This window comes from Hyphomicrobiales bacterium (genome assembly GCA_016125495.1).
GTDB lineage: Bacteria > Pseudomonadota > Alphaproteobacteria > Rhizobiales > RI-29 > RI-29.
In genome coordinates this window covers 40,207-65,831 of sequence record WGLQ01000007.1, presented here as the reverse complement: position 1 = coordinate 65,831, position 25,625 = coordinate 40,207, and the positions used below count along the sequence as shown (strand labels likewise).

At 65.1% G+C, this 25,625-nt stretch carries 24 protein-coding genes; 1 reads left to right on the top strand and 23 read right to left on the bottom strand.

Annotation, left to right across the window (positions count from 1 at the left end):
* The first annotated feature begins 196 nt into the window (after positions 1-196).
* The gene (locus GC150_05770) at positions 197-913 is read left to right on the top strand and encodes a hypothetical protein (GenBank protein MBI1384399.1); all 717 of its coding nucleotides are present in this window, start codon (positions 197-199) and stop codon (positions 911-913) included.
* 79 nt (positions 914-992) lie between these two features.
* On the opposite strand, the gene GC150_05765 is transcribed toward GC150_05770, so the two are convergent.
* The 23 genes from GC150_05765 to GC150_05655 all read right to left on the bottom strand — a co-directional run bounded on the left by GC150_05765 (position 993) and on the right by GC150_05655 (position 25,623).
* A complete protein-coding gene (locus GC150_05765) occupies positions 993-1,340 on the bottom strand; it encodes a hypothetical protein (protein ID MBI1384398.1) in 348 nt (115 codons plus the stop codon).
* Positions 1,337-1,699, bottom strand: a complete 363-nt coding sequence (locus GC150_05760; protein MBI1384397.1) for a hypothetical protein — start codon at positions 1,697-1,699, stop codon at positions 1,337-1,339. The genes GC150_05765 and GC150_05760 overlap by 4 nt, the downstream gene beginning before the upstream one ends.
* Positions 1,689-3,698 (bottom strand): DUF4445 domain-containing protein, encoded by a 2,010-nt coding sequence (locus GC150_05755; GenBank protein MBI1384396.1) that lies wholly within the window; start codon positions 3,696-3,698, stop codon positions 1,689-1,691. Before GC150_05755 ends, GC150_05760 begins: the two co-directional genes overlap by 11 nt.
* Before the next feature lie 241 nt (positions 3,699-3,939).
* Complete coding sequence (locus GC150_05750; protein MBI1384395.1) at positions 3,940-4,857, bottom strand: LysR family transcriptional regulator; 918 nt, start codon at positions 4,855-4,857, stop codon at positions 3,940-3,942.
* 173 nt (positions 4,858-5,030) lie between these two features.
* Positions 5,031-5,279 carry a cold-shock protein gene (locus tag GC150_05745; GenBank protein ID MBI1384394.1) on the bottom strand — a complete coding sequence of 83 codons (249 nt, stop codon included), beginning with the start codon at positions 5,277-5,279 and terminating at the stop codon, positions 5,031-5,033.
* A 198-nt stretch (positions 5,280-5,477) separates the two neighbouring features.
* Entirely contained in the window at positions 5,478-6,665 is a 1,188-nt protein-coding gene (locus tag GC150_05740; GenBank protein ID MBI1384393.1) for a hypothetical protein, read from the bottom strand.
* A 122-nt stretch (positions 6,666-6,787) separates the two neighbouring features.
* Positions 6,788-7,624 (bottom strand): cobalamin-binding protein, encoded by an 837-nt coding sequence (locus GC150_05735; GenBank protein ID MBI1384392.1) that lies wholly within the window; start codon positions 7,622-7,624, stop codon positions 6,788-6,790.
* A gap of 71 nt (positions 7,625-7,695) precedes the next feature.
* On the bottom strand, positions 7,696-9,066 hold the full coding sequence (locus tag GC150_05730) for a hypothetical protein (protein ID MBI1384391.1): 1,371 nt from the start codon (positions 9,064-9,066) through the stop codon (positions 7,696-7,698).
* A gap of 498 nt (positions 9,067-9,564) precedes the next feature.
* On the bottom strand, positions 9,565-10,740 hold the full coding sequence (locus GC150_05725; GenBank protein ID MBI1384390.1) for an ABC transporter substrate-binding protein: 1,176 nt from the start codon (positions 10,738-10,740) through the stop codon (positions 9,565-9,567).
* 63 nt (positions 10,741-10,803) lie between these two features.
* Positions 10,804-11,523 (bottom strand): ATP-binding cassette domain-containing protein, encoded by a 720-nt coding sequence (locus GC150_05720; protein MBI1384389.1) that lies wholly within the window; start codon positions 11,521-11,523, stop codon positions 10,804-10,806.
* On the bottom strand, positions 11,523-12,293 hold the full coding sequence (locus tag GC150_05715) for an ATP-binding cassette domain-containing protein (protein MBI1384388.1): 771 nt from the start codon (positions 12,291-12,293) through the stop codon (positions 11,523-11,525). Before GC150_05715 ends, GC150_05720 begins: the two co-directional genes overlap by 1 nt.
* On the bottom strand, positions 12,290-13,399 hold the full coding sequence (locus GC150_05710) for a hypothetical protein (GenBank protein ID MBI1384387.1): 1,110 nt from the start codon (positions 13,397-13,399) through the stop codon (positions 12,290-12,292). The genes GC150_05715 and GC150_05710 overlap by 4 nt, the downstream gene beginning before the upstream one ends.
* A 118-nt stretch (positions 13,400-13,517) precedes the next feature.
* Entirely contained in the window at positions 13,518-14,417 is a 900-nt protein-coding gene (locus tag GC150_05705) for a branched-chain amino acid ABC transporter permease (GenBank protein ID MBI1384386.1), read from the bottom strand.
* A gap of 241 nt (positions 14,418-14,658) precedes the next feature.
* Positions 14,659-16,449 (bottom strand): arsenical pump-driving ATPase, encoded by a 1,791-nt coding sequence (gene arsA, locus GC150_05700; protein MBI1384385.1) that lies wholly within the window; start codon positions 16,447-16,449, stop codon positions 14,659-14,661.
* A gap of 276 nt (positions 16,450-16,725) precedes the next feature.
* Positions 16,726-17,100 carry an arsenite efflux transporter metallochaperone ArsD gene (arsD, locus tag GC150_05695; protein ID MBI1384384.1) on the bottom strand — a complete coding sequence of 125 codons (375 nt, stop codon included), beginning with the start codon at positions 17,098-17,100 and terminating at the stop codon, positions 16,726-16,728.
* The gene (locus GC150_05690) at positions 17,097-17,459 is read right to left on the bottom strand and encodes a metalloregulator ArsR/SmtB family transcription factor (GenBank protein MBI1384383.1); all 363 of its coding nucleotides are present in this window, start codon (positions 17,457-17,459) and stop codon (positions 17,097-17,099) included. The genes arsD and GC150_05690 overlap by 4 nt, the downstream gene beginning before the upstream one ends.
* 269 nt (positions 17,460-17,728) lie before the next feature.
* Positions 17,729-18,295: a 4Fe-4S dicluster domain-containing protein gene (locus GC150_05685; GenBank protein MBI1384382.1), complete on the bottom strand. Its 567-nt coding sequence runs from the start codon at positions 18,293-18,295 to the stop codon at positions 17,729-17,731.
* Between the two features lie 7 nt (positions 18,296-18,302).
* Positions 18,303-20,420, bottom strand: coding sequence for a molybdopterin-dependent oxidoreductase (locus GC150_05680; GenBank protein MBI1384381.1), 2,118 nt, complete (start codon positions 20,418-20,420; stop codon positions 18,303-18,305).
* Between the two features lie 553 nt (positions 20,421-20,973).
* Positions 20,974-21,225, bottom strand: a complete 252-nt coding sequence (locus tag GC150_05675; protein MBI1384380.1) for a hypothetical protein — start codon at positions 21,223-21,225, stop codon at positions 20,974-20,976.
* A 77-nt stretch (positions 21,226-21,302) separates the two neighbouring features.
* The gene (locus GC150_05670) at positions 21,303-21,977 is read right to left on the bottom strand and encodes an FCD domain-containing protein (GenBank protein ID MBI1384379.1); all 675 of its coding nucleotides are present in this window, start codon (positions 21,975-21,977) and stop codon (positions 21,303-21,305) included.
* A complete protein-coding gene (locus GC150_05665; protein MBI1384378.1) occupies positions 21,977-22,990 on the bottom strand; it encodes a hypothetical protein in 1,014 nt (337 codons plus the stop codon). The genes GC150_05670 and GC150_05665 overlap by 1 nt, the downstream gene beginning before the upstream one ends.
* A gap of 1 nt (position 22,991) precedes the next feature.
* Complete coding sequence (locus GC150_05660; GenBank protein ID MBI1384377.1) at positions 22,992-24,905, bottom strand: DUF4445 domain-containing protein; 1,914 nt, start codon at positions 24,903-24,905, stop codon at positions 22,992-22,994.
* 4 nt (positions 24,906-24,909) lie between these two features.
* Entirely contained in the window at positions 24,910-25,623 is a 714-nt protein-coding gene (locus GC150_05655) for a cobalamin-binding protein (protein MBI1384376.1), read from the bottom strand.
* Positions 25,624-25,625: the final 2 nt, after the last annotated feature.

The window sequence follows — 25,625 nt, the reverse complement described above, 5'->3', positions numbered from 1 at the left end:
GCGATATCACGGCCGATGTGGGCGGGCGATCGCGGTGGTGGTCTTTCCGAAGGGCCTGCAATTGCCAATGCCCCCCCTTCGATGCAAGGCCATTGGTCGTTGCCGGCGACGGGGCTAGTTTACTCGGCCGACGGGCTGGCGTTGCGACGACTACGCCGGGCCAGCCGTTCCCGATTGCCCGAGGACGCTTTCGCAGATGACCAAACCATCCAAGCTTGGCGCCCCGCGCATGGGCACGTTCGTGCCGCCCGCGATAACGATCCGGCCCGAGCAGGTGCTGCGCGTGCACGGCTACCGGGATCTCGAGAAGGTGCGCCCCGATGTCGTCGATGCCGCCCGCCAGCAGGTGGCTCGCGCCCGCGGCCTGCTGGATGCCGAGATCCATTATCGCCGCCTCGCGGTCGAAGAGCTCGACGGGGACGGTCTGAGGCTCGAGGGCGGCATCACGTTCGCGAGCGAAGCCTTCCGGCGCTATTGCGCGGGCTGCGACGAGGGGCTCGCCTTCGTGCTGACGACCGGCGATCGGCTCGATGAAATGGTTCGCGGGCACATCGACAATTTCGAGTTGATCGAGGCGCTCTTTCTGGAATCGTACGGCTGGCTCGCGGTCGAGGCGGTCACGCGCCTGTTCAGTAAGCACCTGCGCACCGAATTGGCTGCCGAGGGTTGTCGGATCGGCATGCGGATGGGGCCGGGCTACAGCTACAAGATCGGCGCGCGCACGATCTCCTGGCCACTCGAGCAGCAGCGGGAGCTGTTCAAGGCGTTCGAGGGCATGTCGATCCCGGTGACGCTCATGGAGAGCTGCGCAATGAAGCCGAAGCTTTCGCGCTCCGGTTTCTACGGGGTCTGGTGCGACAGCGACGATGATGCCGCGGTGCCCGGACGACAGGCGTCCGAGGTGGATGGCTGACGACGACGCCGTGCGGGAACTCCCGCGATGCGCTTCCTCGTTCAGATGCCAGTCGCAGTCACCTTTTGCATCGGTCCGATCAGGACGCCGGACCGCCCGTGCGCCCCTGGGCGCATTCGCCGAGGAACGGGTTGGTCCAGCCGACACCGGTGATGCGCGCCGCGTCCAACCGCTCGCCGGTCTTTTCGATCATGCGGGCCGCGAAATCGAGGCTGAGGCGCGCGAAGTGGCGGGCCGCCTCGACGTCGGCCAACTCGTAAGTGCCATCGAGGCAGCCGTTGGCCTGATGATTGGCGGCGAGCCGGCTGGTCACGGCGAGGGGATCGTCCTCGCGCCGCGCCCCGGGAGCGATCGGCACCGCTTCGATCGCCACGACCAGGTTGTGGCGTATGATCACGTGATAGACGCAATGGGGATGGTCGCTCATCGCTCGCTCAGTCTGCGGTGGTGGCCACGGCAATTGCCGAAGCAGTATGGCTTGTTGTCGGAGCGCTTGCAGCCACAGAGGTGGAACTCGGCGTCCATGAAGGCTTCGAAAGGCACCGGTTCGAAGCCAGTGCCGGCGTGCGAGCCGTCGCAATAGGGCTGGGTCCGCGAGAGGCCGCACGAGCACCAGAGATAGGTTTTGCCCTCCTCGACGCGGACGACATAGGGCCCGACCTGGGGCGACACCGGCAGGCGCCGGCCATCCGGCGCCCGTGCCACGGCACCCGGCCGACGTTCGGGCTCCGGCGTGGCGGCCCCGGTGGCTTCGGTGCCGGTTCCTCGAGGCTCGTCAGCGGCCATTGCCAGCCCCTGGTCTCGGCAGGCTCACCACCTTCGAGAGGTTCTCGAAGGGGTCGCTCTCGTGCGGGATCTTCATGGCCGCCACGAAAAACTCCTGGAAGCGCGGCTCGATGGCCGTCTCGATCTTCTCGACCTTGCGGACCACACCCTCGAGTTCCTCGCGCGCGCTCTTCGAGAGCAGCGCGATGCGGGCGCCCGTGCCGGCCGCGTTGCCGGCCGATGCAACCCGTGCGAGGTCGCAATCCGGCAGCATGCCGAGCACCATAGCGTATTTCACGTCGATGTAGGAGCCGAAGGCGCCGGCCAGGTAGATGCGGTCGACATGCTCGAGGCCCATGTGCTCCATCAGCAACTTGACGCCCGAATAGCAGGCCGCCTTGGCCAGCTGGATGGCCCGCACGTCGCCCGGCTGGACCTTGATGACGCGATCCTCGTTCTCGAAGAGCACATACTCGTAGTTGCGCCCCTTGGGCACGAAATTGGGGTGTGCGCTCACGTCGCGGCCGCGCGCCTGCATGCGTCCGCTCTCGTCGATGATGCCGGCCAGATACAACTCGGCGATGGCCTCGATGATGCCGGAGCCGCAGATGCCGGTGACGCCGGTGTCCTTGACGCCCTCGGCAAAGCCTTCCTCGTTCGACCAGAGTTCGCAGCCGATCACCCTGATGCGCGGCTCGAGCGTCTCGGGATCGATGCGCACGCGCTCGATGGCGCCGGGCGACGCGCGTTGACCGCTGGAGATCTGCGCCCCCTCGAAGGCCGGGCCCGTCGGACTGGAGCAGGCCAGGAGGCGCTTGCTGTTACCGAGCACGATCTCGGCATTGGTGCCGACATCTATCACCAGCATCGTCTCTTCGCTGCGGTGGGGCGCCTGGGCGAGAATGACGCCGGCGGTATCCGCGCCGACGTGCCCCGCGACGCAGGGCAGCATGTAGGCATAGGCACCCGGGTTGATGCCAAGGCCGATGTCCCGACTTTTGACCGACATGCCCCGGTCGGTGATGAGGGGGAACGGCTCCATGCCGAGCTGCGTGGGGTCGAGACCGATGACGAGGTGGTGCATGGTCGGGTTGCCGACGATGGTGGCCTCGACGATCTTGTCGGTCGCGATACCGGCCTCGGTGGCGACGTGGCGCACGAGCTGGGCGAGGGCCTGCTGGATGGCGGATGTGAGCTCGGGGGCCGCGTTCTCGTTCTGCTGGAGGTACGAGATGCGGCTCATCAGATCCTCGCCGAAGCGGATCTGCGGGTTCATGATGCCGGCGCTCGCCAGCACCTCGCCGGTGTCGAGGGCGCACAGGTGGCCAGCCACCGTGGTCGTGCCGACGTCGATCGCAAAGCCGTAGGCACGCTCCTTGTAACCGGGCCAGATGGCGATGAGTTCGCGCCCGCCGCGCACTGCGACCGTTACCTTCCAGTCGCCGCCGTAGGTCTCGCCCGAGCGCGCCGAGCTGGAGAGGCCCTGCAGGAACGCGTGGTCGATGGTGAGGTCCCGCAGGCCCCAGCTGGTCTCGAGCTGGCGCAGCAGACGGTCGAGGTCGCTCGCCTGGTCGGCCAGGCTCGGGCGGTCGAGTTCGAGATAGTAGAGGCGAACGACGGGGTCGATCACGAGATCGCGGATTTCGCTCGCCGATTTGCGCACCATCTGGCGGTGCATCTGACTGTCCTCGGGAACGTCGATGACGACATCGGCCACGAGGCATGCTTGGCAGCCGAGGCGGCGCTTGTCGTCGAGGCCCTTGATGCGGGCGTAGCGCTCCTCGGTCGGGCTCGGCGGGGTCAGGCTGTCCTGGCGCGAGGAAATGCGCAACTTGGCGAACTCGCCGTCGCTGACGGACACTTGGCAGCGCCCGCAGACGGCGCGCCCGCCACAGACAGAATCGAGATCGACCCCCAGCTTGCGGGCGGCCTGCAGCACCGTCGTGCCGCTCGCGAATTCCCCGCGCCGTCCGGACGGCATGAAAACGGCTTGCACCGTCGTGCCCTGGTTCTGAGCCATGACCCCCTCATGTTTCTTCACGTCGTCAAATCCCGATTGCCTAGCTCAACTATACGAAATCCCAACGCCTTGGAATCGCATGGCCCCCACCGATTTTTGCTCGGGTGGCGGTCCCGGGGGGCGGTGTGGCGTTGGTCGAGGGGGAATGGACGGATGGGTCGCTCCGTTACCTGCGGCCAGGCCCGGTGGTTTTCGCCGAAGACGAGGGACAGCCGCCGGGCGCGCGCCCGTCAGGGAGAACTCACAGCCGTTTCGAGAGATGCCCAGCGGCAATGTCGTCGTCGGCCTGGGCGCGCAGGAAGTCGAGGAAAACCCTGATGCGTCGGGACTGGCGCAATTCCTCGGGATAAACGAAGAGGACCTCGAAGGCCGGGCCGAGCTGGCCGGGCAGGACCTCGACGAGCATGTCGGAGCGCGAGGCCAGATAGTAGGGCAGCGCGGCGACGCCGAGGCCCGCTTCTGCGGCGCGGAAAATACCGTAGACCGAATTGATCGTGAGGGATGCCGGGCGTGGGTCGATCGCGATGCGGCCGACGCTGAGCAGCCAGTTCATTTCCCCGATCGGCTGGGGAGCATAATCGCCGTAGACGATGAGGGCGTGGTTGTCGAGGTCCTCGATGCGCTCGAGGGGGGCGGCGCGCTCGAGGTACTCGCGGGAGGCATAAATGCGGTAGCGCACGAAACCGAGCGGCGTCTGCACGAGGCTGTGCTCGGTCTGGCGGGTGAAGCGGATCGCGCAGTCCGCATCACGCATGGAAAGGTCGAGGTAGTTGTTGTCGGCAAGGTGCAGCGAAAGCGCGATCCGGGGGTGCTGGCGCTGGAAGTCGTTGATCCGCGGCGTCAGCCAGGCCGAACCGAAAGCAACCGTCGTGCTGACCTTCAGGGGCCCCTCCGGCAGGGACTTCTGCTCGTTGATCTTCGCGATGCTGAGGTCCAGCTCGCGGGCCATCTCGGTCGTGGTGGAATAGAGTTCCTCGCCGGCCTCCGTCAGCACGAGGCCGCTCCAGTGGCGGTTGAAGACCTGGCACTTGAGTTCCTCCTCGAGCACCGTGACCTGCCGGCTGATGGCCGACTGGCTGAGGCCCAGCCGGCGGCTCGCCTTAGAGAAGCTGCCTTCCTGGGCGACGATCAGGAACGTCTGCAGTCTGGTCCACTTCATCGCAGTGTCGATCCACCTGTCGAGGCGTCATGAATCACGTACGGGAGACACGGCGTTGCACCGGGTCCCCCGCCGATACTCCCCCATGACGGGCCCCCTTCGATATGGTGGCACCGCCGTTCCGCAGTTCGCTCGTTCGCGCGTCGATCGCCCCCCGCGCGGACGCTCGAGGCTCAGGCGGACTTCAGTTCGACCGCCTTGAAGCCGCCGAAGCCGTCCTCGACGATCCGGTAGCTCAATTGCTGGCCGGCCTCGAGCTTGGCCATGCCGGCTGCTTCGACGGCGGACTTGTGCACGAAAACGTCGACGCCGCTGGCGCTGTCCGTGATGTAGCCGCCGAAGGGGTTGCGCTTGGCATTGTAGGATTTGACGGCGCCGCTGCCGTCGCCCGGGCGCAGGCCCTTGGTCGCGGACTTGTCCATCTCAGGATTGTGGCTGTTCATCAGCTTGCTCCCTCGCTCGAAGCTGGTGGTCACATTCCGTTTCAACGGGCCTATAACATCCCGTCACGCTCGTGTCACATCCCGGCTGCTCTCCCCCGGCCGACTTTGTTCGGCGTGCGGGCCGATTTCGCGAACCGAACTCGGCCTCGTCGGAGTCTGCACTTGCTTGGCCGTGGCTTAATCGCGCCCCGGCGCTTTCGGGAAATCAGTGGTCGAGGGCGTCATGATGGCCCCCCTGGCTTGTCCCTGCATGAGGCCCCGCAGCGCCGTCTGCTTCTTCATGGCGAGCATCGTCTTCTGGGAATTCACCATCCGCCCGAGTGGCGTCGCGCAGGAATGAATGAGGCGCCAGACGGGAACGTAGGCGATGAAGGCACACGAGAGCAGGACATGGAAATACCAGAGTGCCGAATGGGCGCCCGCAGAGAGCGAGCCCAGTCCGATCGCGGCGAGGCCGACCGCGAAGGCCTCGCCGACGAACTCGGCCTGCGAGTAGATCGCCATCTCGGAATTGATGCGGACCCCCTCGAGCACGAAGCCGGTCAGAACCACGACGAAGAGGAAGAGAGCGGTCGGCGTGTCGGTGAATTTCTGCTCTGGCTTTCCGTTCACCATGACGCGGAAGATGAGCGCCAGGATGCAACCGATCAGAACCATGAGGCCGGTGAGGTCGTAGGCGAAGTCGAAGGCGGCGCGCAGCGGGTGGCCGGGCGTGCGCCAGACGTCGGCGAAACCGAACGCCGGCCAAGCTTCCCGGAAAACGACCGCAACGATCTCGACGGCGAACATGAGGCCGAAGCCCCAGAGGATGAGCTGATGGCGAACCCAGCGGAAGGGGCTGACCTTGAAGAGGGATTTGTGCACCACGACCTCCTCGATGAAGGTCGCGCGCATCGCCTCCGGCTGGAGGTTTCGGCGCTCCATCACGTGGCCGTAGCGCTGGAGGGTCGGCTCGTTGCGCTTGTAGATGATCCGGTAGAGGTTGACGTCGAGGTAGACGATCGCTGCCAGGATGGCGGGCCCGAAGACGATCCAGTGCCAGTCGAGGCGGCCGAGGATCGCTTCGTGCGTATAGTGCCCGGCAAGGGCGGAGACGGCGAAGACGTAGCACCAGCCGCCGGCCTGGAAGGCGTTGGTATAAGCCTCCCGAAGCGAGGGGCCATCGAAGGCGCGGGTCATGAAGTAGAGGCCCATCATGACGACCGCGGCGAGCAGGATCAGAGTGGCGATGAGAAAGAGGCCGTAGCCGACGGCGTCACCGATGATGCCGGCGAGGCCGCCGGCGAGAAGCGCGAATGCCACGATGGCATAGAGGTGCCCCGTCGAATCGCGTTCCGTCGCCGCGCGATCGGCACTCATCGCCATGGTGTTCTCCCATCAGTTCATCGTTTTGGAGATGTGCTCTCGTTCGATGTCCGCAGCCATCCTGGCATTCGTCCCCGGGGGACAGCAGCCGAACCGCCGAGCCCCCGGAGGTGTTTGGTCCGTCAGGCCATGGCGTCGGCTTTGGCCTGCTCGCGCACGCGGTCGATCTCGATCATCGCCTCGTGCAGCACCGGGTCGCCACCCTTCATATTGTGATAGACCGAAATCACGGCCTTGGCCTTCTCGACCGCAACCAGCGCATCGACCGCGTAGGCGTCGGCGCCGATCTTGTCGGCCCAGTTCTGGCTGATCGGTGCGCCGCCGACGAAGACCTTGACGTCCTCGCGCAGGCCCTCGGCCTTGATGCGCTTCAGCGTCTCCCATTGCATGTTCATGGTGGTGGTCAGCAGCGCCGAGAAGCCGACGATCTTGGGCTTGTGCTCGCGGATCGCGGCGATGAAGTCCTCCGGCGGCACCGTCACGCCGAGGTCGATCACCGTGAAGCCGGCGGCCTCCATCATCATGGCGACGATCTTCTTGCCGATGTCGTGCAGGTCGCCCTGGACCGTGCCAACCACGACGGTGCCGAGGTCGGCCGACTTTTCGGCGATGATTAGAGGCTTCAGGCGTCCGAGGGCGGCGTGCATGCACTTCGCCGACATCATCACCTCGGGCAGGAAGTACTCGTCCATCTTGAAGCGACGGCCGACTTCCGCGATGCCCGAGGCCATCGGACCGGCGATCAGCGTGCGGGCCGACACGTCGCACTCGAGGAGCGAGTTGATGAAGTTGACGGTTTCGGTGTGGCCGCCTTCGATGATGTTCCACTCGAGCTGGTGGAAGATCTCTTTTACGTTCGCCGGTGCGTCGCCCCAGCGGTCGGTCGCCCTGGACTCGTCGATATCGAACTGAAGATCTTCGATATCGTATTCCTTGTCCGTATCGATGTTGATGGGCATGCGGAAGTGCTCCTTGCTCGAATTCTCGATCCAGGTCTGGACTCGATCTCGCTACCGGGTGGAGGCGGCGCTCAGCGCGCCGCCGCTCTGACCCGCTTGGGCTTTGCGTCCCAGGGTTCGTATCCCTCGCCCGTGTCGGCGCCGGGAGGGGCCTGCTCGGGCAACGGATAGACGCCGTACTCACGGCACTCCTCGATCATCGCGAGGGTGTTCTCGACCGGAACGTCGTGCTCGAGACGGTGGGACGAGCTGAGCAGATAGCCGCCGCCGCGCGCGATCTCCCAGATGCGGGCGCGCACTTCGTTGCGAACGTCCTCGACGCTGCCCCAGGGCAGGGTCTCCTGCACGTCGATGCCGCCATAGAAGAACATCTCCTTGCCGAGGATGCGCTTCTTGGCGGCGGGACCCGAGTGGCGGGCCACCTTGGGCGGAAGGCTGTCGTAGCCATCCACGCCGCAGGAGATCAGGTGGCGCATATAGGGCTCGGAGATCGCGCCGCAGCTGTGGAACTGGATTTTCCCCTTGGGGTTCTTCTGCAGGTAGTACTTCTTGGTCTCGGAGATGGCGCGCATGTAGTGCGGCAGGAGCTGCTTCTCGAACATCGGCAGAGAGACGAAAGCCGTTTTCTCGCTGGCGAGGTCTTCCGGGCTCATTCGCAGCCAGTCGATGTATTCGCCGCACTGGTCGAGGAAGGCCTTGTTGGCCTCGATCTCGAGGTCCGTCAGCTTGGTCAGCAGCGCCTCGAGGAATTCCGGGCTCTCGATGAAGTCCGAAAAGATCTTGGCGTAGCCGACCATGTACTTGGCCTGTTCGAAGAGGCCGCCACGCCCGCCCTGGCCCATGAGGGCGAACGGCGTCTCGTCACGAACGAAGCGGCAGTATTCGCGCAGCGTCATGCCCGGGATCGGAGAGTCGTTCCAGCACGAGGGATCACGATGGTCGGGCCAGGGGAACGCGGCGAGTTCCTTGAGGCCTTCCTCGAGCGGCGCGCTCGTCGCATGGAACAACGGATAGCCGATCATCTCATAGTAGCCGCCACGCTCGTGCGGGGTCCACTTGCGGATCACGCCCCACTCGTCGACGTTGATCTCGACGCCCGACTCCGGCTCCGGAATGCCCATGTCGAATGGCACTTCGGAAAACGCGATCGGCCGGAACCCCGGCGAGCCGCCGGGAGGGCCCATCGAGATGCGGACGAAATCGACGTCGAGCTTTTCGGCGAGATCGAGTTCGAAGGCGACGTCCGTGGTCCAGGTCGTCGAACCCGTGCGGTAGTTCCTCGGATCCTCGTTGTAGGGCATGCCGAGGCCACGGCGCAGCGCCTGATAGCCCTCGACGGTGCCCCACAACCCGACCGGTACCTTGTCCGGCTCCACCAGGTGCATCGCATCGATGACGCGCTTGCGCTGGGGGGAAATCGCCTTGCCGACGATTGCAGCCATGTCGCTTCTCCAGATTTGTGACCGGGCTCAGGTCGCGGACAGCAGGGACGGGCCCGAGCATTTGCCGATTGCAGTCAGATTAATCGTTCGATCTCATCACGTCGACGGCCATGGTCCTTTTGCTGCATGCAAATAGGGCATAGCCCTCGTCGCGTGTTGGTAAGGGCAGCGGGGCTCCAACCTCGTTGCACGTCGGGCGGCACGGCCATGGAGAGCGGCGATGCCTCACCGGTCGGCCATGGCCTTGGCTTTCGGGGGGGCGGGTCCACTGCCGGCCTGGTGCGATCGGAGCGAAGCCCCCTCGAAACCCTGCGGCAATGGCGTGCGCCTCCATCCCAGCGTCACGTTACGCATTGCGCCGGCGGCCCGATCCGGAACGCGGCTTTCTGGGCCATGCGTGCCGAGGTCGAAAGGGCCAGCCGGCGCCATCGCTCGTCGTTCGTGCCGGTGGCGCGGGTGGCCAGGCTCGTGCCCGCCCACCCGCGCTCCGACAGCGGCTCACCAGGGGGCGAATTCCTCGAACTTGCCACCCTTGTAGACCACCCAGGACATGTCCTTGACGATGAAGTGCTCAGGCGCGTTGCCTTCGCCGATCGTCACGTTCGGCACGACACTGCCGGTCCAGTCGTCGATACCCTCGAGCGTCTTGATGAGGTTCTCGCGGGTGATGGGCGTGTTCGACTCGCTCATGCGCTTGATGGCCTCGGTGAAGACCTGGGCACCTGCGAAGCCCCAGAGGTGGATCGCGTCCGGGGTCTCGGCCGGGTAGTACTTGAGCAGGATTTCCTTGGCCTGCTGGATCTGCGGCGCGGGCGAATCGAAGTCGCGGAAGATGGTCGCGAAATAAACGCCCTCGACGGCGTCGTCACCGGCCAGTTCCGGCACCTTCGGGCTCTTGCCGAAGAACACGTTCACGACCGGCACGTTCCAGCCGAGCTTCTTGCGCTCGGTGTAGAACTTGGCGGCCGGCTCAGGTGCGCACGAGCAGATCACGGCTTCGGCGCCGGAGGCCTGCATCTTGATCACCTGGGAGGAAACGTCGACCTCCTTGGGCTCGTAGCCCTCGGCGGCGACCAGCTCGATGCCATGCTCGGCCAGGACGGAGTTGATGCCGTCGAGGTGGGTCTTGCCGGACGGATCGTTCTGGTAGAGCAGCGCGACCTTCTTGGCCTTGAAGACTTCCTTGGCGAAGCGAACCAGCTGCTGACCTTCGGTGAAGTAGCTCGGATAGAGCGGGAAGACGTAGGGGCTCTGGATCTCGAGGTTCTTGGCCGCACCGGTGCCGGCACCGATGAGGGGGATCTTCTGCTCGGCGATGTAGTCGATGACGGCCGAGGTCGGGGCCGAGCCGAGCGGGGCGACGATGGCGAAGCACTCGTCACGCTCGACGAAGCGCTTCACGATGGAGGTCGTGCGGGCCGGCTCGTAGCGGTCGTCGACCATGCGGAAATCGATGAGACGACCATTGATGCCGCCCTGCTCGTTGATGTGGCGGAACCAGGCCTCGGCGCCCTTGCCCATGCGGAAGTAGCTGGACACCTTGCCGGTCATCGGCTGGTACGAGCAGGCGAGGATCGAATCGTCGGTCACGCCCGGCGCATTCTCGGCGAGCGCGACGCTCGCGGGGGCGAGCGCGGCCGCCGCCGCCAGGACCGAAAGTCGCAAGTATCTCATTCTTTTCCTCCCACTGGTGAATGGGCCGTTTCGGCCCCCACGCTTTCGTCCCGTCCCGCGACCTCAATGGGCTGTGCCGAGGTACGAGTCGAAAGTCTCCTTGCTGTTGCGCAACATCTCGGCCTCGCCGGACAGCACGATGTTGCCAACCTGCATGACATATCCAAAGCTTGCCGACTTCAAGGCAATCCGCATGTTCTGCTCGACGATCAGCATCGTCATGCGGGTCTCGGCATTGAGGTTGCGAAGCGTCTCGAAGATGTTGGCGACGATGATTGGCGCCAGTCCGAGCGAAGGCTCGTCGAGAAGCAGGATGCGCGGGCGCGCCATCAGGCCGCGGCCGATGGCGAGCATCTGCTGTTCGCCTCCAGACAGAGAGCCACCGAGTTGGGACGATCGCTCCTTGAGGCGTGGAAAAAGCTCGTAGATGCGCTCGAAGTCGCTCGCGATGCCGGCGCGATCGGAGCGGGCGTAGCTTCCCATGAGGAGGTTTTCGTAGACGGTCAGGTCCTTGAAAACCTTGCGTCCCTCGGGCACCTGCACGATGCCGCGGTTGACGACCTCGTTCGGCGAGAGGCCGACGATGGACTTGCCATCCAGCTTGATGTCGCCGCTCGTCGGGCGCACGACGCCCGAGATGGTCTTCAGCGTCGTCGATTTTCCCGCACCGTTGGCGCCGAGCAGCGTGACGATGGAGCCTTCCGCCACGTCGAGGGAGATGCCGCGCAGTGCCTTGACCGGTCCGTAGCCGGCATGGACGTTCTCGATCCGGAGCAATGCCATCAGTCGTCCTCCTGACCGAGATAGGCGGTGATCACGTCCGGGTTCGAGCGGATCTCGGCGGGGGTGCCCTCGGCGAGATTCGATCCGAAATTGATCACGTAGATGTAATCGCAGATGCTCATCACCATCGACATGTCGTGCTCGACGAGGAGGACGGTAATGCCATGCTCGCGGTTGATGCTCCGCACCGTCTCCTGGATTTCCTCGGTCTCCTCGTCGTTGCAGCCCGCAACAGGTTCGTCGAGGAGGAGAAGCTCGGGACGCGGGGCGAGCGCGCGAGCCAGTTCGACGCGCTTCTGGAAGCCATAGGGCAGCGTGCCGACGGGGCTGTCGAGTTCGCTCGTCAGGTGGAACATGACAGCGAGTTCCTCGGCACGGGCGTGCAGTTCGGCCTCCTTCTTGCGGCTGTTGCCGAGCCAGAACATGGAAGCGAGCGGGTTGCCGATATGGACGTGCGACCCGATCAGAATGTTGTCCAGCGTCGTCTGCGCCTTGAACAGGTTGATGTTCTGGAAGGTGCGGGCCATGCCCAGGCTGATCATGTCGTGCGGCCGTTTGCGGTTGACGTTCCTGCCGCGCATGAAGACGTCGCCGCTGCTCTGCTGCTGAAACCGCGTCAGCACGTTGAAAAGTGTGGTCTTGCCGGCGCCGTTCGGGCCGATGAGCCCGATGATCTTGCCCTCGGGAACCTCGAGGCTGATCTCGTTGCAGGCTTTGACGCCGCCGAAATTGACCGTGACGTTGCGGCAGCTGAGGATCGGCTCGGTCATCGTGCGGCCTCACTGGTGGTGCCGGCGCCCGCACTGGGAGCCTTGCTGAAGGATTTTCCGGCCGCCTCCATCACCTGGCGTTCACGATAGCGGCGGAGCGGGCGGCCGAGCAGTTCGGCGACGCCCGCCGGGGCGAACATGAGAACGAGGATCAGCACGACGCCTTTCAGGATGGAGGAGAAATCGGCGAGGGTCTCGAAGAAGAAGGGAACCATCACCACGAAGATGCCACCAATGTAGGGACCGGCAAGCATCGCCGAGCCGCCGACGATCGCGGCCACGAGGATGTCGACCGAGTACCAGATGTCACCGTAGACCTCGGCGGAGATATAATTGACGATGTGGGCATTGAGCACGCCCGCAAGGCCGGTGATCGCGGCGCTGATCGTGAAGGCGATGATGCGGTAGTTGACACGGTTGACGCCGCTCGCCTCGGCCGCCTTCTCGGAATCCCGAAGGGCCATGAAAGCGCGGCCAACACCGCTGTTGACGATCGCATAGGTGAATAGCGTCGTCAGCGCCAGCACGCCGAGGGACACGTAGTAGAAGCCGAAATCGCCGATCTTTGAGCCGAAGAAGTAATTGGCGCTGAGGGAGATGCCGTCGCGGCCCTCGAAGATCGGCACGTTGTTGACGACTGTGCCGACGAAGAAAGCAAAGCCCAGCGTGCCGATCGCCATGAAGGCGCCGGATAGGCGGAGAAAAATCGCGCCGAGCAGGAAGCCGATGAAGGCCGACATGATCGCGCCGGCAACGAGACCGACGGCGAGGTCGACGGCGAAATACTTCGTCAGCAAGGCGGAGGTGTAGGCGCCGACGGCGAGGAATCCGCCGTGACCGACCGAGACCAGCCCCGTGTAGCCGGTCAGGATCGAGATGCCGATCGCGGCCACGATGTAGATGATCACGAGGCTCGCCTGCGATGCCATCCAGCCTTTGAAGAAGGGGAGCATCGGCACGATGATGCAAATGGCGAAGAAGGCCATGTAGAGCAACAGATCGTGTCGCCGAAACGTCGCCTGGAGCCGCTTGACGGCCTGGCGGCGGGCGGCGGGCGCGAGCCTTTCGCCGTCGGCCGCGCCGGTCGTGGTCTTCAACATTGCCATCCCCCGATGCTGGCGTGCCGGCCTGCCGAACCGAAGCTAGCGGCCATGGTGGAACCCCTGGAGCCCCCGGTGCCGCGCGCATGCGGCACCGGCGATGTGACGACTGGCAAGACCTCGCTCATATCTCGCGCCTCTTCTGGATGCCGATGAGGCCTTGCGGGCGGAAGGCGAGCAGCACGACGATCATCGCGAAGGCGGTCGCGGTCTTGAAGTGCGAACCGAGATAACCGCCCGCCAGGTTCTCGGCGACGCCGATCATGAGGGCGCCGAGAACCGCGCCGGGGATCGAATAGAGGCCACCGAAAACCGCGGCGACATAGCCCTTCACCAGGACGTCGTCCATCATCTGCGGAGAGACATAGAGGATCGGGGCGATGAGGACGCCGACGAAGCCCGCCAGGAGGCCGGCGAGGGCCCAGGTGAGCATGACGATGCGGCGAACCGGAATGCCCATCAGCTGGGCGGTGTCCGGATCGTCCGTCACGGCGCGCATGGCGATGCCCTGGCGCGTGTGCTTGAGGAAAATATAGATGGCGATGCCGATGGCGAGGGCCCAGGCGACGTTGAAGAGGTGCCCCTTGCTGATGACCGCGCCCATGATGTCGACGGGCGTCGGATCGAAGGTGACCGGAAATGCCTTGGTGTCACGGCCCCAGATCCAGCCCGCGAGACCGTGCAGGATGTAGTAGACGCCGAGCGTGGCGGTAAAGAGCGTCAGCCAGTCGGAATCCGCGATCGGGCGCATGACGAACCGCTCGACGATGATGCCGAGCAACATGCAGCAGGCGACCACGAGCGCGATGGTGGCGTAATAGTTGAGCCCCCAATCCTTGAGGAAGACGACCCCGAGGAAGGCGCCGATCATGGCGAAGTCGCCCTGGGCAAGGTTTATGGTTCGCGTATTGCGGAAGACGACGACCACGGCTATCGCGGTGAGGGCATAGAGACTGCCCGTCGCAAGGCCGCTCAGGATCTGTTGTCCGAGCACAGTTAACCTCCCGATATTCGTGCCGCGGATCTTCTGCGGATTGGTTTCCGCGGTCCGCTGGCATCAATGCCATGGTCCCAATAAGTCGAACCCGAGGGCGTACGCTACTCGCCCTGCCGGTCGTCGTATGCATGCCGTGTCCGCAGCGGCCCTCCCGGTTCCTGGCCGGGTCCGCGCCGAGGTTGCGGCACTCTAACTCAAATCACTCCTCTGCCAACGTATTTTGCCCTCCGATCCATTGCGGCAAACGCATAGCCCCCGTGTCTCGGAGTCACGCAGCCGAAACCCGATCGTCCGCGGCGCGCGACACACCCATTTTTGTTCCTTCCACTCCGGTCAGGGCCAGCGGGAACATCGAGAACCGCGTGGCATGCTTCCTGTCGATCTCGCGGAGGTAAATTTCTTCCTGATTGCGGCGGGCGACGAGCAGCGGGTCCCGCAACGGCAATCCGGAGAGGCACTGGTTGACGGCCCAGGCGAAGGGTTCGATCCCGGCGCGCCGAAGGTCGGCCTGGAGGGCCGCGGCCTCGTGCACGGGAGTGGCCTCGGCGAGTGTGCAGAGAATCACGCGCGTGTAAGCGGGATCGCGCAGGCGCGGAAGCAGTTCGGCGACGGCCTCCTCGGAGCGCTTGGACTGGCGCGCGTATTCGCGGCTGAAGGATTGTGCCGCGTCGAGCAGAAGGATGGTGTGGCCGGTCGGTGCCGTGTCGAGCACGACGAAGCCGTCGCGGGCCCGGGCAACGGTTGCCGCGAAGGCCTGGAAGACGGCGATCTCCTCGGTGCAAGGGGAGGCCAAGTCCTCCTCGAGGAGCGCGCGGGCGTCGGCATCGAGATCCTTGCCCGTCGTCGCCATCACCTCCTCACGGTATCGCGCGACCTCGGCGGAGGGATCGATGCGGCCGACCGAAATGCGGTCGGCGACCTCGGGCGAGACCGCCAATTCTGAGCCTGCCGGGTCGGTCGTCGAGAGGTGGACGGCATGGCCGCGGGCGGCGAGGTCGGCGGCGATACGGCGCGCCATGGTGGTCTTGCCGACGCCGCCCTTGCCCATGGTCAGGACGATCCCGTGACCGTCCGCGGCGATGCCGTCGACGAGGTCACTCCAGGAAGCGGCGTGAGGAAGGGAGGCGACGTCGAGTTCCGCGCCGGGGGCCTGCTGCGAAGCGGTGGAGCGCCCCGAGGGACGATCGAAGAAACCGCGCAGCGCGTCGAGACCGATCAACTGGCGCGGCTTCAATGGAACCGTCGTGCGATCGAGGTCGGCGAGCTCTGCCGGCATCGCATCGAGGGCCGCGCGCCCCTCGCTCTCGAGGGCGATCGCTATCGGATCGTCACGGGTGCTCGCGGTGAAGACCGCATTGACGACGAGTTTCTGGTTGCGGATGCCGATGGCGGCGAGTTCCCGGCTGGCCCGGGCGGCCTCCTCTAGGGGGGCGCGAGCCGGCCTGCTGACCAGGACGAGGGTCGTGCGGGCGGCATCGGAGAGGGCGGCCACGGCGCGCTCGTAGAGCTGCTTTTGGGCGACCAGACCCTGGAGGGGGCCGAGGCAGGAGGTGCCGGCCTTGGAGGCGTCCATGAAACCGGTCCAGGCGGCGGGCAGGGAGAGGAGGCGCAGGGTGTGACCGGTCGGAGCGGTGTCGAAGACGACGTGGTCGAAGCGGGCCGTCAGGTCCGGCGTTCCGATCAGGCGGGCGAATTCGTCGAAGGCCGCTATCTCGACCGTGCAGGCGCCGGAGAGTTGTTCCTCGATGCTGGCGACGATCGCCTCCGGCAGCACGCCCCGATAGGGGCCGACGACCCGCTCGCGGTATTCGCGGGCAGCCGATTCGGGATCGATATTGAGGGCAAAGAGACCGGGCACTTCGGGGATCTCGAAGGGCGTACCGGGAATCTCTTGGCCCAGAACCTCGTCGACGTTGGAGGCCGGGTCGGTGCTGACGAGGAGAACTTTGGCACCGCGCGCGGCCAGGGCGACGGCGGTTGCGCATGAAGCAGAGGTTTTCCCGACGCCGCCCTTGCCGGTGAAGAAGAGATACGTGGTCGGCCGATCGAGAATTCCCATCCTACCCTTCCAACCTCCTGACTGGTCACCCGCAGGACCGGGGGAACGCATGTTTTGGTGGCACGAGCAATTCGCCATTCCGTGCACGGCGCATCGGCTGGGCGGCGCCACGCGACAACCCCGATCCTGGCCGGCACGCGAGGAGCCGGCGGACCGGTCGGCGAAAGGGGGCGAAATGACCGCTCCCTTCCGCCCCTTTCGCGCACCGCCGTCGGGCGAAGCGCCGACACCGGACCACTCGCCGGTCAACTGTCCTGATCGCCGATGCGATCGAGATCACGAGCAGCAGGACGACTGCTTGCTCGACGAAGCGCCGCAGCAACCGGTGCTGGCCGCGGCCGGCTTGCTGGAAGTCCCGAGGCGCCGCGCCATTTCGTCGCCGCTCGGATAAGCGCCCTTCGAGACGACGACGTCGTCGATCAGCACGATCGGCAGGCATTCCATGCCTTCGCGCTCGAGAAGTGGGCGCACCACCTGGCTGGTCGCGAACGCGGCGGGCTCGTGGCCGAGGTTGAAGCGCTTGACGGTCACGCCGTTGCGGCTCGCGGCCTCGAGATTGGCCGCGAACTGCACGAGGGAGGCGTCGGCATCGGGGCCGCAAACGCCGCTCGAGCAGCACATCGGGGGATCGTAAACCGCTATCGTTGTCATGAGCATCCTCCTGCCCGTTTCGAGATCTTGCGGCGCAGCGCCGCATTGCTGGCAGCCGGAACGCAGTCCACTCCCTGACGGCTGCAGCAATTCTCAAGCATGTAGCATACTATGTCGTTGAGACGACCGATGTCGGCCGTATAGATCACGTTTCTCCCCTTGCGATGGCGGCTCACCAGCCCGGCGTTGGCAAGGCAATTGAGGTGGAAGGCGAGGGTCTGCGACGCCACGCCGAGATGCTCGCCGATCGCGCCAGCGGGGACGCCACCGGTCCCGCATTCGACCAGATAGCGCATGATGTCGACGCGGGTTTCCTGCGCGAGCGCTCCGAACATCGCTATGAGGGCGGGCTTCTCCATAACTCCAATGTTATCGAGCAATCGAGGGCAAGTAAACGGCCGCAATGGGTGGGGCTTTGCGTCAATTCGTGGGGAGGGGACGAAAAAACGAAACAGAGTTCGGCGATGTGTGGCCGACCGAAAGCGGACGATGGGAACAGGCGTCCGATGGGGCTCCGGCAATACTGAAAATCGGGTCCCGGCGGCATGGTCGCGCCGGAACCCGTATCGGCCTTCGCATGGTGCCGCGCCGGCAGCCGGGAACGTCGGCCGCCGGGCTCGCACCCGAATTATTCGGCCGGCGTGAAACGATTGTGACCGTCCACGACCACGCCGGGGAAGCCCTGCATACCCTGCCCGAGCTTGACCGCCACCTTTTCGCGGTTCTTCCTTGCGAGTTCCGCCATGGAGCCGGACTGGATGGCGCCGGTCGGGCAAACCTCCTCGCAGGCCCTCGGCATGTCGAGCGGGCGCTCGAGGCCGGGAGTCTGGCAGAAATTGCATTTCTGCATCTTTCCGGCCATGGCGGTAAGCTGCGGAGCATTGAAGGGGCAGGCCCAGGTGCAGAAGCCGCAGCCGATGCACTTGTTCTGATCCACGACCACGATGCCGTCGTCGACGCGCTTGGTGATGGCGCCGACCGGGCAGGCGTTGCGGCAGGGTGCGTCACCGCAATGCATGCAGGCCATCGAGACGTTCATCGCCTTGACGTCGGGGAAGCTGCCCGACTCGAGCTTGACCACCTCGCGCCAGCGCGGCCCGATCTCCACCTCGTTCCAGGTCTTGCAGGCGATCTCGCAGGCGTGACACTTCACGCACAGCGTATGATCGAAATAAAATCCGTGCTGCATGTGAATTGTCTCCCTATCTGGCCGCCGAAACCCGGACCTTGCATTCGTTGTAGCAATTCGCGCCGGTCACCGGATTGGTGTGGCTGTCCATGAGGTTGTTGGAGTGGGCGCCCTTGCCCTTGGCGACGGAGCCCATCGCCCAGTGGCCGAAGCCGTGGCCGTGGCGCACTGAAACGCAACCCGGCACGAGGCCCTCGACGACCTTGGCCCTGATTTTGACCTTGTCCTTCGGGCTTTCGAGCCAGATCATCTGTCCGTCCGTGATGCCGTAGCGGGCCGCGTCGCTCGAATTGATCTCCACCCAGTTCTCTCCGCAAATCTCCATGAGATAGGGATTGTTCTGCGTGACGATGTTGCAGTGCATCGAAAGCTTGGAGTGCGTCAGCTGGAGTGGATAGGCCTCGTCCGGCATCACCGAGCGCTCGCGCCATTCGGGATAGGGATTGTGCCCGGCATCGGCGTAGGCGTGTGAGTAGATCTCGATCTTGCCGCTCTTGGTGCCGACGCCGTTCTTGACCTTGTCGAAGGCGATCGTGGGGGATGCCCAGAAACCCTTCTGCTTGATCTCCTCGACGCTCATCGGCACGTTGGCCATCATCACCTCGGCCCAATCCTCCCACTTCTCGTAGGGGAAATGCTCGGCCCAGCCCATCTTGGCGGCGATGCCCTTGACGATCTCGTAGGGGGCCTTGGATTCCCCGACGGCCGGCACCACGGGCTGGCAGAGGACGACCTCGGGCCCGAGCCACATGCCCTGGCGCAACTCCGCCTGCTCGTAGAACGAGGTCTCGGGCAGGACGATGTCGCACTCCTGGGCGGTCTCGCTCATGTAGAGTTCGCAGGCGACCGCCAGCTCGAGGTTGCGGAACATCTCGAGCATGCGCTCGCGGTTGGGGTCGCTCATCACCGGGTTGGTGGCATGAACGAAGAGCCCCTTCACCGGATACGGGTTGCCGTTGATAACCGCCTCCGGCAGGCGCGCGTTCGGCAGGTCGGGCGCGAGCGGATAGCCCATGGCGACGTGCAGCGCCGGATTGCCGGCCTTGCCCTTGGCGGCGTCGGGAATGACGACCGGATTGCCGAGGGGGGCCCAATCCTTGAGGTGGATGTTGCCGGGTTTGTCGACCTCGCCGACGAGGGCATCGAGGATGTAGCAGGCGCGGCCGGCGTCGTTGCCGTTGGTGTAGTAGCCCGACCCCTTGAAAATCGCGGACATGGCCGGCTTGGTGGTTGCGAACTCGTGTGCGATGCGGCGGATCGTCTCGGCTGGAATGCCGGTCAGTTCAGCGGCCCACTCCGGGGTGTAACCCTTTTCGGCCAAGTGATCGCGGAAGCCCGCGAAGCCTTCGCAATGCTTCTGGACGAACTGCTTGTCGTAGAGGTTGTCGTCGATGATGACCTTGCACATGGCGAGGGCCATGGCGGCGTCGGTGCCCGGGCGGATCGGGATCCACTCGTCGGCCTTCTGCGCGGTTTCCGTGAAGTTGGGGTCGACCACGACGAGCTTGCAGCCCTTCTTCTTGGCGGCGAGCAGGGCCCGGCTTTCCCAGAGGCCCTGGTTGGCGCCGAGCATGTTCATGCCCCAGAGAATGACGTACTTCGAGTTGGCGAAGTCGTGCATCGGAAAGACGTGGCCAAAGACCGTGAGGCACGCCGAGCGCCGGTCCATCTCACAGCCCGAGGTGTGGGCGTACATGTTGGGCGAGCCGTAAAGCTCACCCAGCAGATGGCGGTAGAACTGGGTGTTCGGATCGTGATGGCAGGTGAGGGCGACGGCCTCGGGGCCCCACTTCTCGCGGATCATCGTCAGCTTGTCGGCGATGAATGAGAACGCTTCGTCCCACGATATGCGCTTGAATTCCGGCGCGCTGCCCTTGGGACTGGTGCGCAGCATCGGGAACTTGAGGCGGTCGGGGTCCTGCGTCACCCACCAGCTGGCCATGCCCTTGGCGCAGCGCGAGCCGATGTTGTTCGGAGATTCGGGGTTGCCCTTGTGGTAGACGATCTTGCCGTCCTTGACGAAGACCTCGGTCGGGCACTGCCAAGGGCACGTGTAGCAAAAGCTCTTTATGACCTTGGCGCCCTTGATCTCGGCGATCCTTTCCCCGAGATCGCGCTCTTGATACGTCATTCGAGAAATCTCCTCCCAATGGGCACGTTCCGCCTGGCCAGCGGCGCAATCCGGCGCTGCTCCCGCCCCGAACACGATTCTGGAAGGGGGGATGGCGAGCGTCGGTGTGCTCGACGCCAAACGCGGCAAGCCGTTCGCTGTGCCGCGCCCCACGTCCGTCGAGATCCACGATCCTACTTTATGGCAAGGAGGGCGCTTGTCACTAGGGGGCGGAGCGGCGACACACGGCGTGCCGACCACCCGTGCAGGAGTCCGCTCCGGTTGGGTGGGCTCCGATGAAACTCGTTGAAATCGTTGTCGTTTTTTGTCCGTCGGCGATCGGATGCTCGGCCGATTAACGGTGAGGAATTCGAATTCTCACCGTGGGGGGATGCGCGAATGGACCATCGCTTTTTTGCAATACCCCTAACGACTTGTGCAGTCATCAGGCGGCTTGCAAGACTTGCCACCTGAAAGGGTAGGCTGGCGCGAGGCGTTCAGAGGGCTCGCGCACGGGGTGCGTCGTGGGGGAGCGCCGGCTGCTCGACCAGCGCTGCCCCGCTCCATGGCCGGGTCAGGCGGCCTTGGACTTGCCGCGCATTTCGGCGCGCGAAACGGTCTGGCCGTGACCGCAGTTTTCGCAGATCACGATCGCGCCGACGACGTTGTCCGGACCGAGGTCACCGCCGACGTTCTTGGCGGGGGAGGCATAGCCTTCCCAGATCCGGATCGTGACGTCCTTGTTGCCGCATTTCTCGCAGGCGGCCCCGGCGCCGTAGCGCGCAACGAAATCCGGCTTCTCGCTCGATTGCAGGTCGCGGCTCATGGCATTTCACTCCTCGTTGATCCGGCGACGCCACGCCCGGCCCGCCGCTGCTGTTGCAACTCTCTCATGTCGCCGCCTCACTTGGCAGTGGTAGCGTCACGGTGGCGTTCCGTGATGTAGGTGCTGAGGGCGTCAACGGCGCGTTCGGGATCGCGATCGGCGATGCCTTCGACGACCGTCGCCACCATCTTCATATGCGCGCCGATGATTTCGTTCCAGCCACCCGAGCGCGAGGCGATGAAGAACCAGACCCTCAGGTGGTGGTTGAACGTGCGCGGGATGACATCGCGCAGGAACTCGTTCTCCGCGGCTTGGGCAAGGGAGACGTAGAAGGCGCGGTCGAGTTCGACATAGAGATCGATGGCACCGGCGCTGGCGGCCTCACGCATCCGCTGGGCGATGTCGCGCAATTCGGCGATGTCGCCGTTGCCGGCTCGCAGCGCGGCCAGGCGCGCCGCTTCCAGCTCGACCAGGGCGCGGAATTCGTAGATGTGCTTGACCGTGGTCGCGTTGAGATCTGCAACGAACATGCCGCGGTTGCGATGGTGAACGACGAGGCCCTCGCCGACCAGCCGGTGCAGCGCCTCGCGGATCGGCGTGCGGCCGATGCCGAGTTCCTCGATGAGCTGGCGCTCGTTGATGATCTGGCCGGGTGCAAGGTCGAGCCGCGTGATCATCTTGACGAGGCGCTGGTAGGCACGCTCGCCGAGGGAGCGGGGCTCCGGAGCCGGAAAGACCGCGACGTTGGCCATCAGCTCACCGCCTCTCGTGAGCTCAGGGCTGCCAACTCGCGCTCGATCGAGCCGCGGTCGAGATCCTGGCCGATGAAGACGAGGTAATGGCGTTCGCGCGGCTCGCTCGGCGTGATCTCGAGGTTGCCCATCGCGTATTGGAGGAGGTGACTGGCGCCGGCGTTGCGCACGAAGCCCTTCGCCCGCCATAGCCGCTCCGGCATGCGCCCCATCAGGGCGACGAGCGCGGCGCGGTCGATTTCGCCCGGCATGTCGATCACGAACGACTCGCCCGGAGCATGGCGATGGGCGTGATGCCCGTGCCCATGGTGATCGTGGTCGTGGTCGTGGTCGTGATCGTGGTGGTGGTGGCTCGGATCATCGCAGTGGGCGTCGCGGCAGTCGTACCCGTCGACCAGCACGTTGCCGAAGTATTCGGCCGCGACGCGGCTTTCCGGGCCCTGCATGATTTCGTCGATGTCGATGTTACCGCGCTCGGCATAGCGGATCACGGCGTCGGGGTTGAGTTCGCGGAGCTGGCGCGTGACGTTCTCGAGGGTGGCTGTGTCGACGAGATCGATTTTATTGACGACGAGCAGGTCGGCGCAGGCGATCTGCGCGCAATAGAAATCGCCGAGCAGTTCTCGAACCTTGAGGAACTTGGAGCCGTCGACCACGGTCGTCATCGGTCCAAAGCGAGTTCGCTCGAGGATCGGCTCGTCGACGAGGCTGTCCAGCATCTCGTCGGGCGAGGCAACGCCGGTCGCCTCGACCACGATGTGCTCGGCACCCTTTGCGGCGAGTTCGTCGATGGCGAGGATGAGGCTGCCCTTCAGCGTGCAGCAGAGGCAGCCGGAGTTCAGCTCGATCATGTCGATGCTGGCGCCACGCAGGATGTCGCCGTCGACGCCCACGTCGCCGAATTCGTTCACGACGAGCGCGAGCTTCGATTTGCCGCCCCATTCCTTCAGGATCCGACTGGCCAGTGTCGTCTTGCCGGAGCCGAGAAATCCGAACAGCAGGTCGATCCTCATGTCAGCCTCCAACCGCCACGATCTTGGGTGCCGCCGGCACGGCGCGCGCGGGCTCGCCGAATTGCATGCCGTCGACGAAGATATCCTGGAACTCGGGACGTGCGGCGAGGGCCACGTGCTCGATGCGTCCGGCCAATTCCCAGGCGCGGTCACGTTCGGCCTCGCTCAGCAGAGCCATCTGCGCGCCGAGCGCGGCGGCGTTGCCGACGTAGGTGATGCGCTCGACGGGGAGCTCGGGAAGCAGACGGATCTTTACGGAGCTGGCGATGTCGATGTAGTTGCCGAAACCGCCGCAGAGCATCAACTCGACGAAGTCGTCGTTCGGAAGTTCCATCACCTCTTGGAGCATGACGACGCCGGAGTAGATGGCGCTCTTGGCGAGCTGGAGCTGGCGCACGTCGGCCTGGGTCAACGTGACTGCCTCGCCTTTGCCCGAGCTTTCCGCCCAGGCGAGGACGAATTCGACGCCGTTCGGGCCGTCGACGATGCGCTTGCCGACGGCGGCCGGCAGGTTGTCGCGCTGGCGCAGGCGCAGCCGGCCGGTGCGGTCCATAACCCCGGCATCGATCATCTTGGCGCAGGCATCGATCAGCCCCGAGCCGCAGATGCCGATGGGCTGCGAGCCGCCGATGACATTGCAGCTGACGTCCTCGTCGATCTCGACGCGCTCGATGGCCCCGGCGGCGCCGCGCATGCCGTGGCGGATCTGAGCCCCCTCGAAGGCTGGGCCGGCGGGTGCCGAGCAGGCCATGAGGCGGTCCTTGGAGCCCATCACCACCTCGCCGTTGGTGCCGATGTCGACGAGGGCGCGGACCACCTCACTTTCATAGATCCGGGTGGCCAGGACGCAGGCCATGGTGTCGGCGCCGACGAAGCCGGCAACGATCGGCAGCGTACAGACCATGGCGTTCGGGATGCCCTTCAGCGGCAACTCGCGGGCCGGATAGGCGAGTGGATCGCGAACCACCGGCGCATAGGGAGCGAGCCCGACATAGGAGACGTCGATGCCAAAGAGGATGTGGTGCATGCAGGTGTTGCCGACGACCACGATCTTGTAGACGTGGTCGATCGATACGTTCGCGCGCTCGCAGGCTTCCTTGACGAAATCCGTTATCGCATTCAGCACCTTGGCGCGCAGCGTCTGGAGCTTCTTGTCGTTGAACTGGGCAAAGGCGATGCGGCTCATGAGGTCGCCGCCGTAGGGGGCCTGGGGATTGACGCCGCCGACGGTCGCCAACTCCTCGCCGGTCGCCAGGTCCATGAGGCTGCCGACGATGCTGGTGGTGCCGATGTCGAAGGCCATGCCGTAGGCCTGCGCCGTCGTGTCGCCCGGCTCGATGTCGATGACGCGGTTGTTGAAGGTCGTGACGGTGATCTTGCCGCTTTCCTTGCGCAAGGCCATCGGCAGCTTGCGCAGGACGTCGAGCGGCATCTCGCGCGCGACGCCCTCGCCGAGCGCGAGCCAAACCTCCTCGTGGTCCGAGGACTGATGGTGTTCACTGGTTGGGGCCTTGGCCGTCACGAGACGCTTGACCACGCCCGAGGCGATCTCGAGGGCGGCATCGTCCGACATCTTGGCGGCGGCCATGATCTGGTGGCCGGCCTCGACCCGCGGGGGTAGGGCGACCACCTTGACGTCGTCGATCAGCTTGGTCTGGCAGGCGAGGCGGAAGCGCTCGCGAACCGCCTCGGGCCCCAGCTGGATGTTGTCCTGGACGGTCGGGGGCGGAACCTGACCCTCGAGCACTTGGACGCGGCAGCTACGGCAGCGGCCGCGTCCACCGCACGTCGCGACGATCTCGACACCACAAGCATGGGCGGCATCGAGGATGGTGGCCCCGGGCAGGCAGCTCGCGCGGCGCGAGGGCTCGCCTGCTTCGGGGCTCTTGAATTCGACGTCGACGTGCGTGCTCATGATCTCAGGCCCACGCTTCGCGGTTTTGCTCGACCATCAGGCGGCGGGCGAGCTTGACCGCCTCCATGGCGTCACGCCCCCAGCCGTTGGCGCCGCACTCGTCGGCCCACTCCTGGGACGTCGGCGCGCCACCGATCAGGATACCGACCTTGTTGCGGTGGCCGGCCTTCTCGAACTCGTCGATCGTCACCTTCTGGTAGTAGACGGTCGTCGAGAGCAGCGCCGAGAAGCCGACGAGGTCGGCCTTCTCGTTCATCGCGGTTTCGATGAACTTGTCGGGATGAACGTCGGTGCCGAGGTTTATGACCCGGAAGCCCGCGTTCTCCAGCATGATGGTGACGATCGACTGGCCGATGTCGTGCATGTCGCCGAGCACGGTGCCCATGACGAAAGTGCCGAGTGGCTTTTCCGCCTTGGCTGCGAGCAGCGGGCGGATGAGCGCGAGGCCGGCCTTCATGGCGCGGGCCGTGATGAGCATCTCCGGAATGAAGATGATCTGGGCCGAGAAGCGGTCGCCTTGAACGTTGAAGCCGGGAAAGAGGCCATCGTCCAGGATCACCTTGGCATCGATGCCAGCGTCGATCGCCTCGCGCACGCGCTTGTCGGCGTACTTGTGGTCGCCGCTCTCGACGGCCTCCCAGAGCGTCTGCCACTCCCAGCCCGCGGGCACGCGGCTTTCCCAGTCCTTCGGCGGGACGATTTGTGGTTCGTCGGTCATGT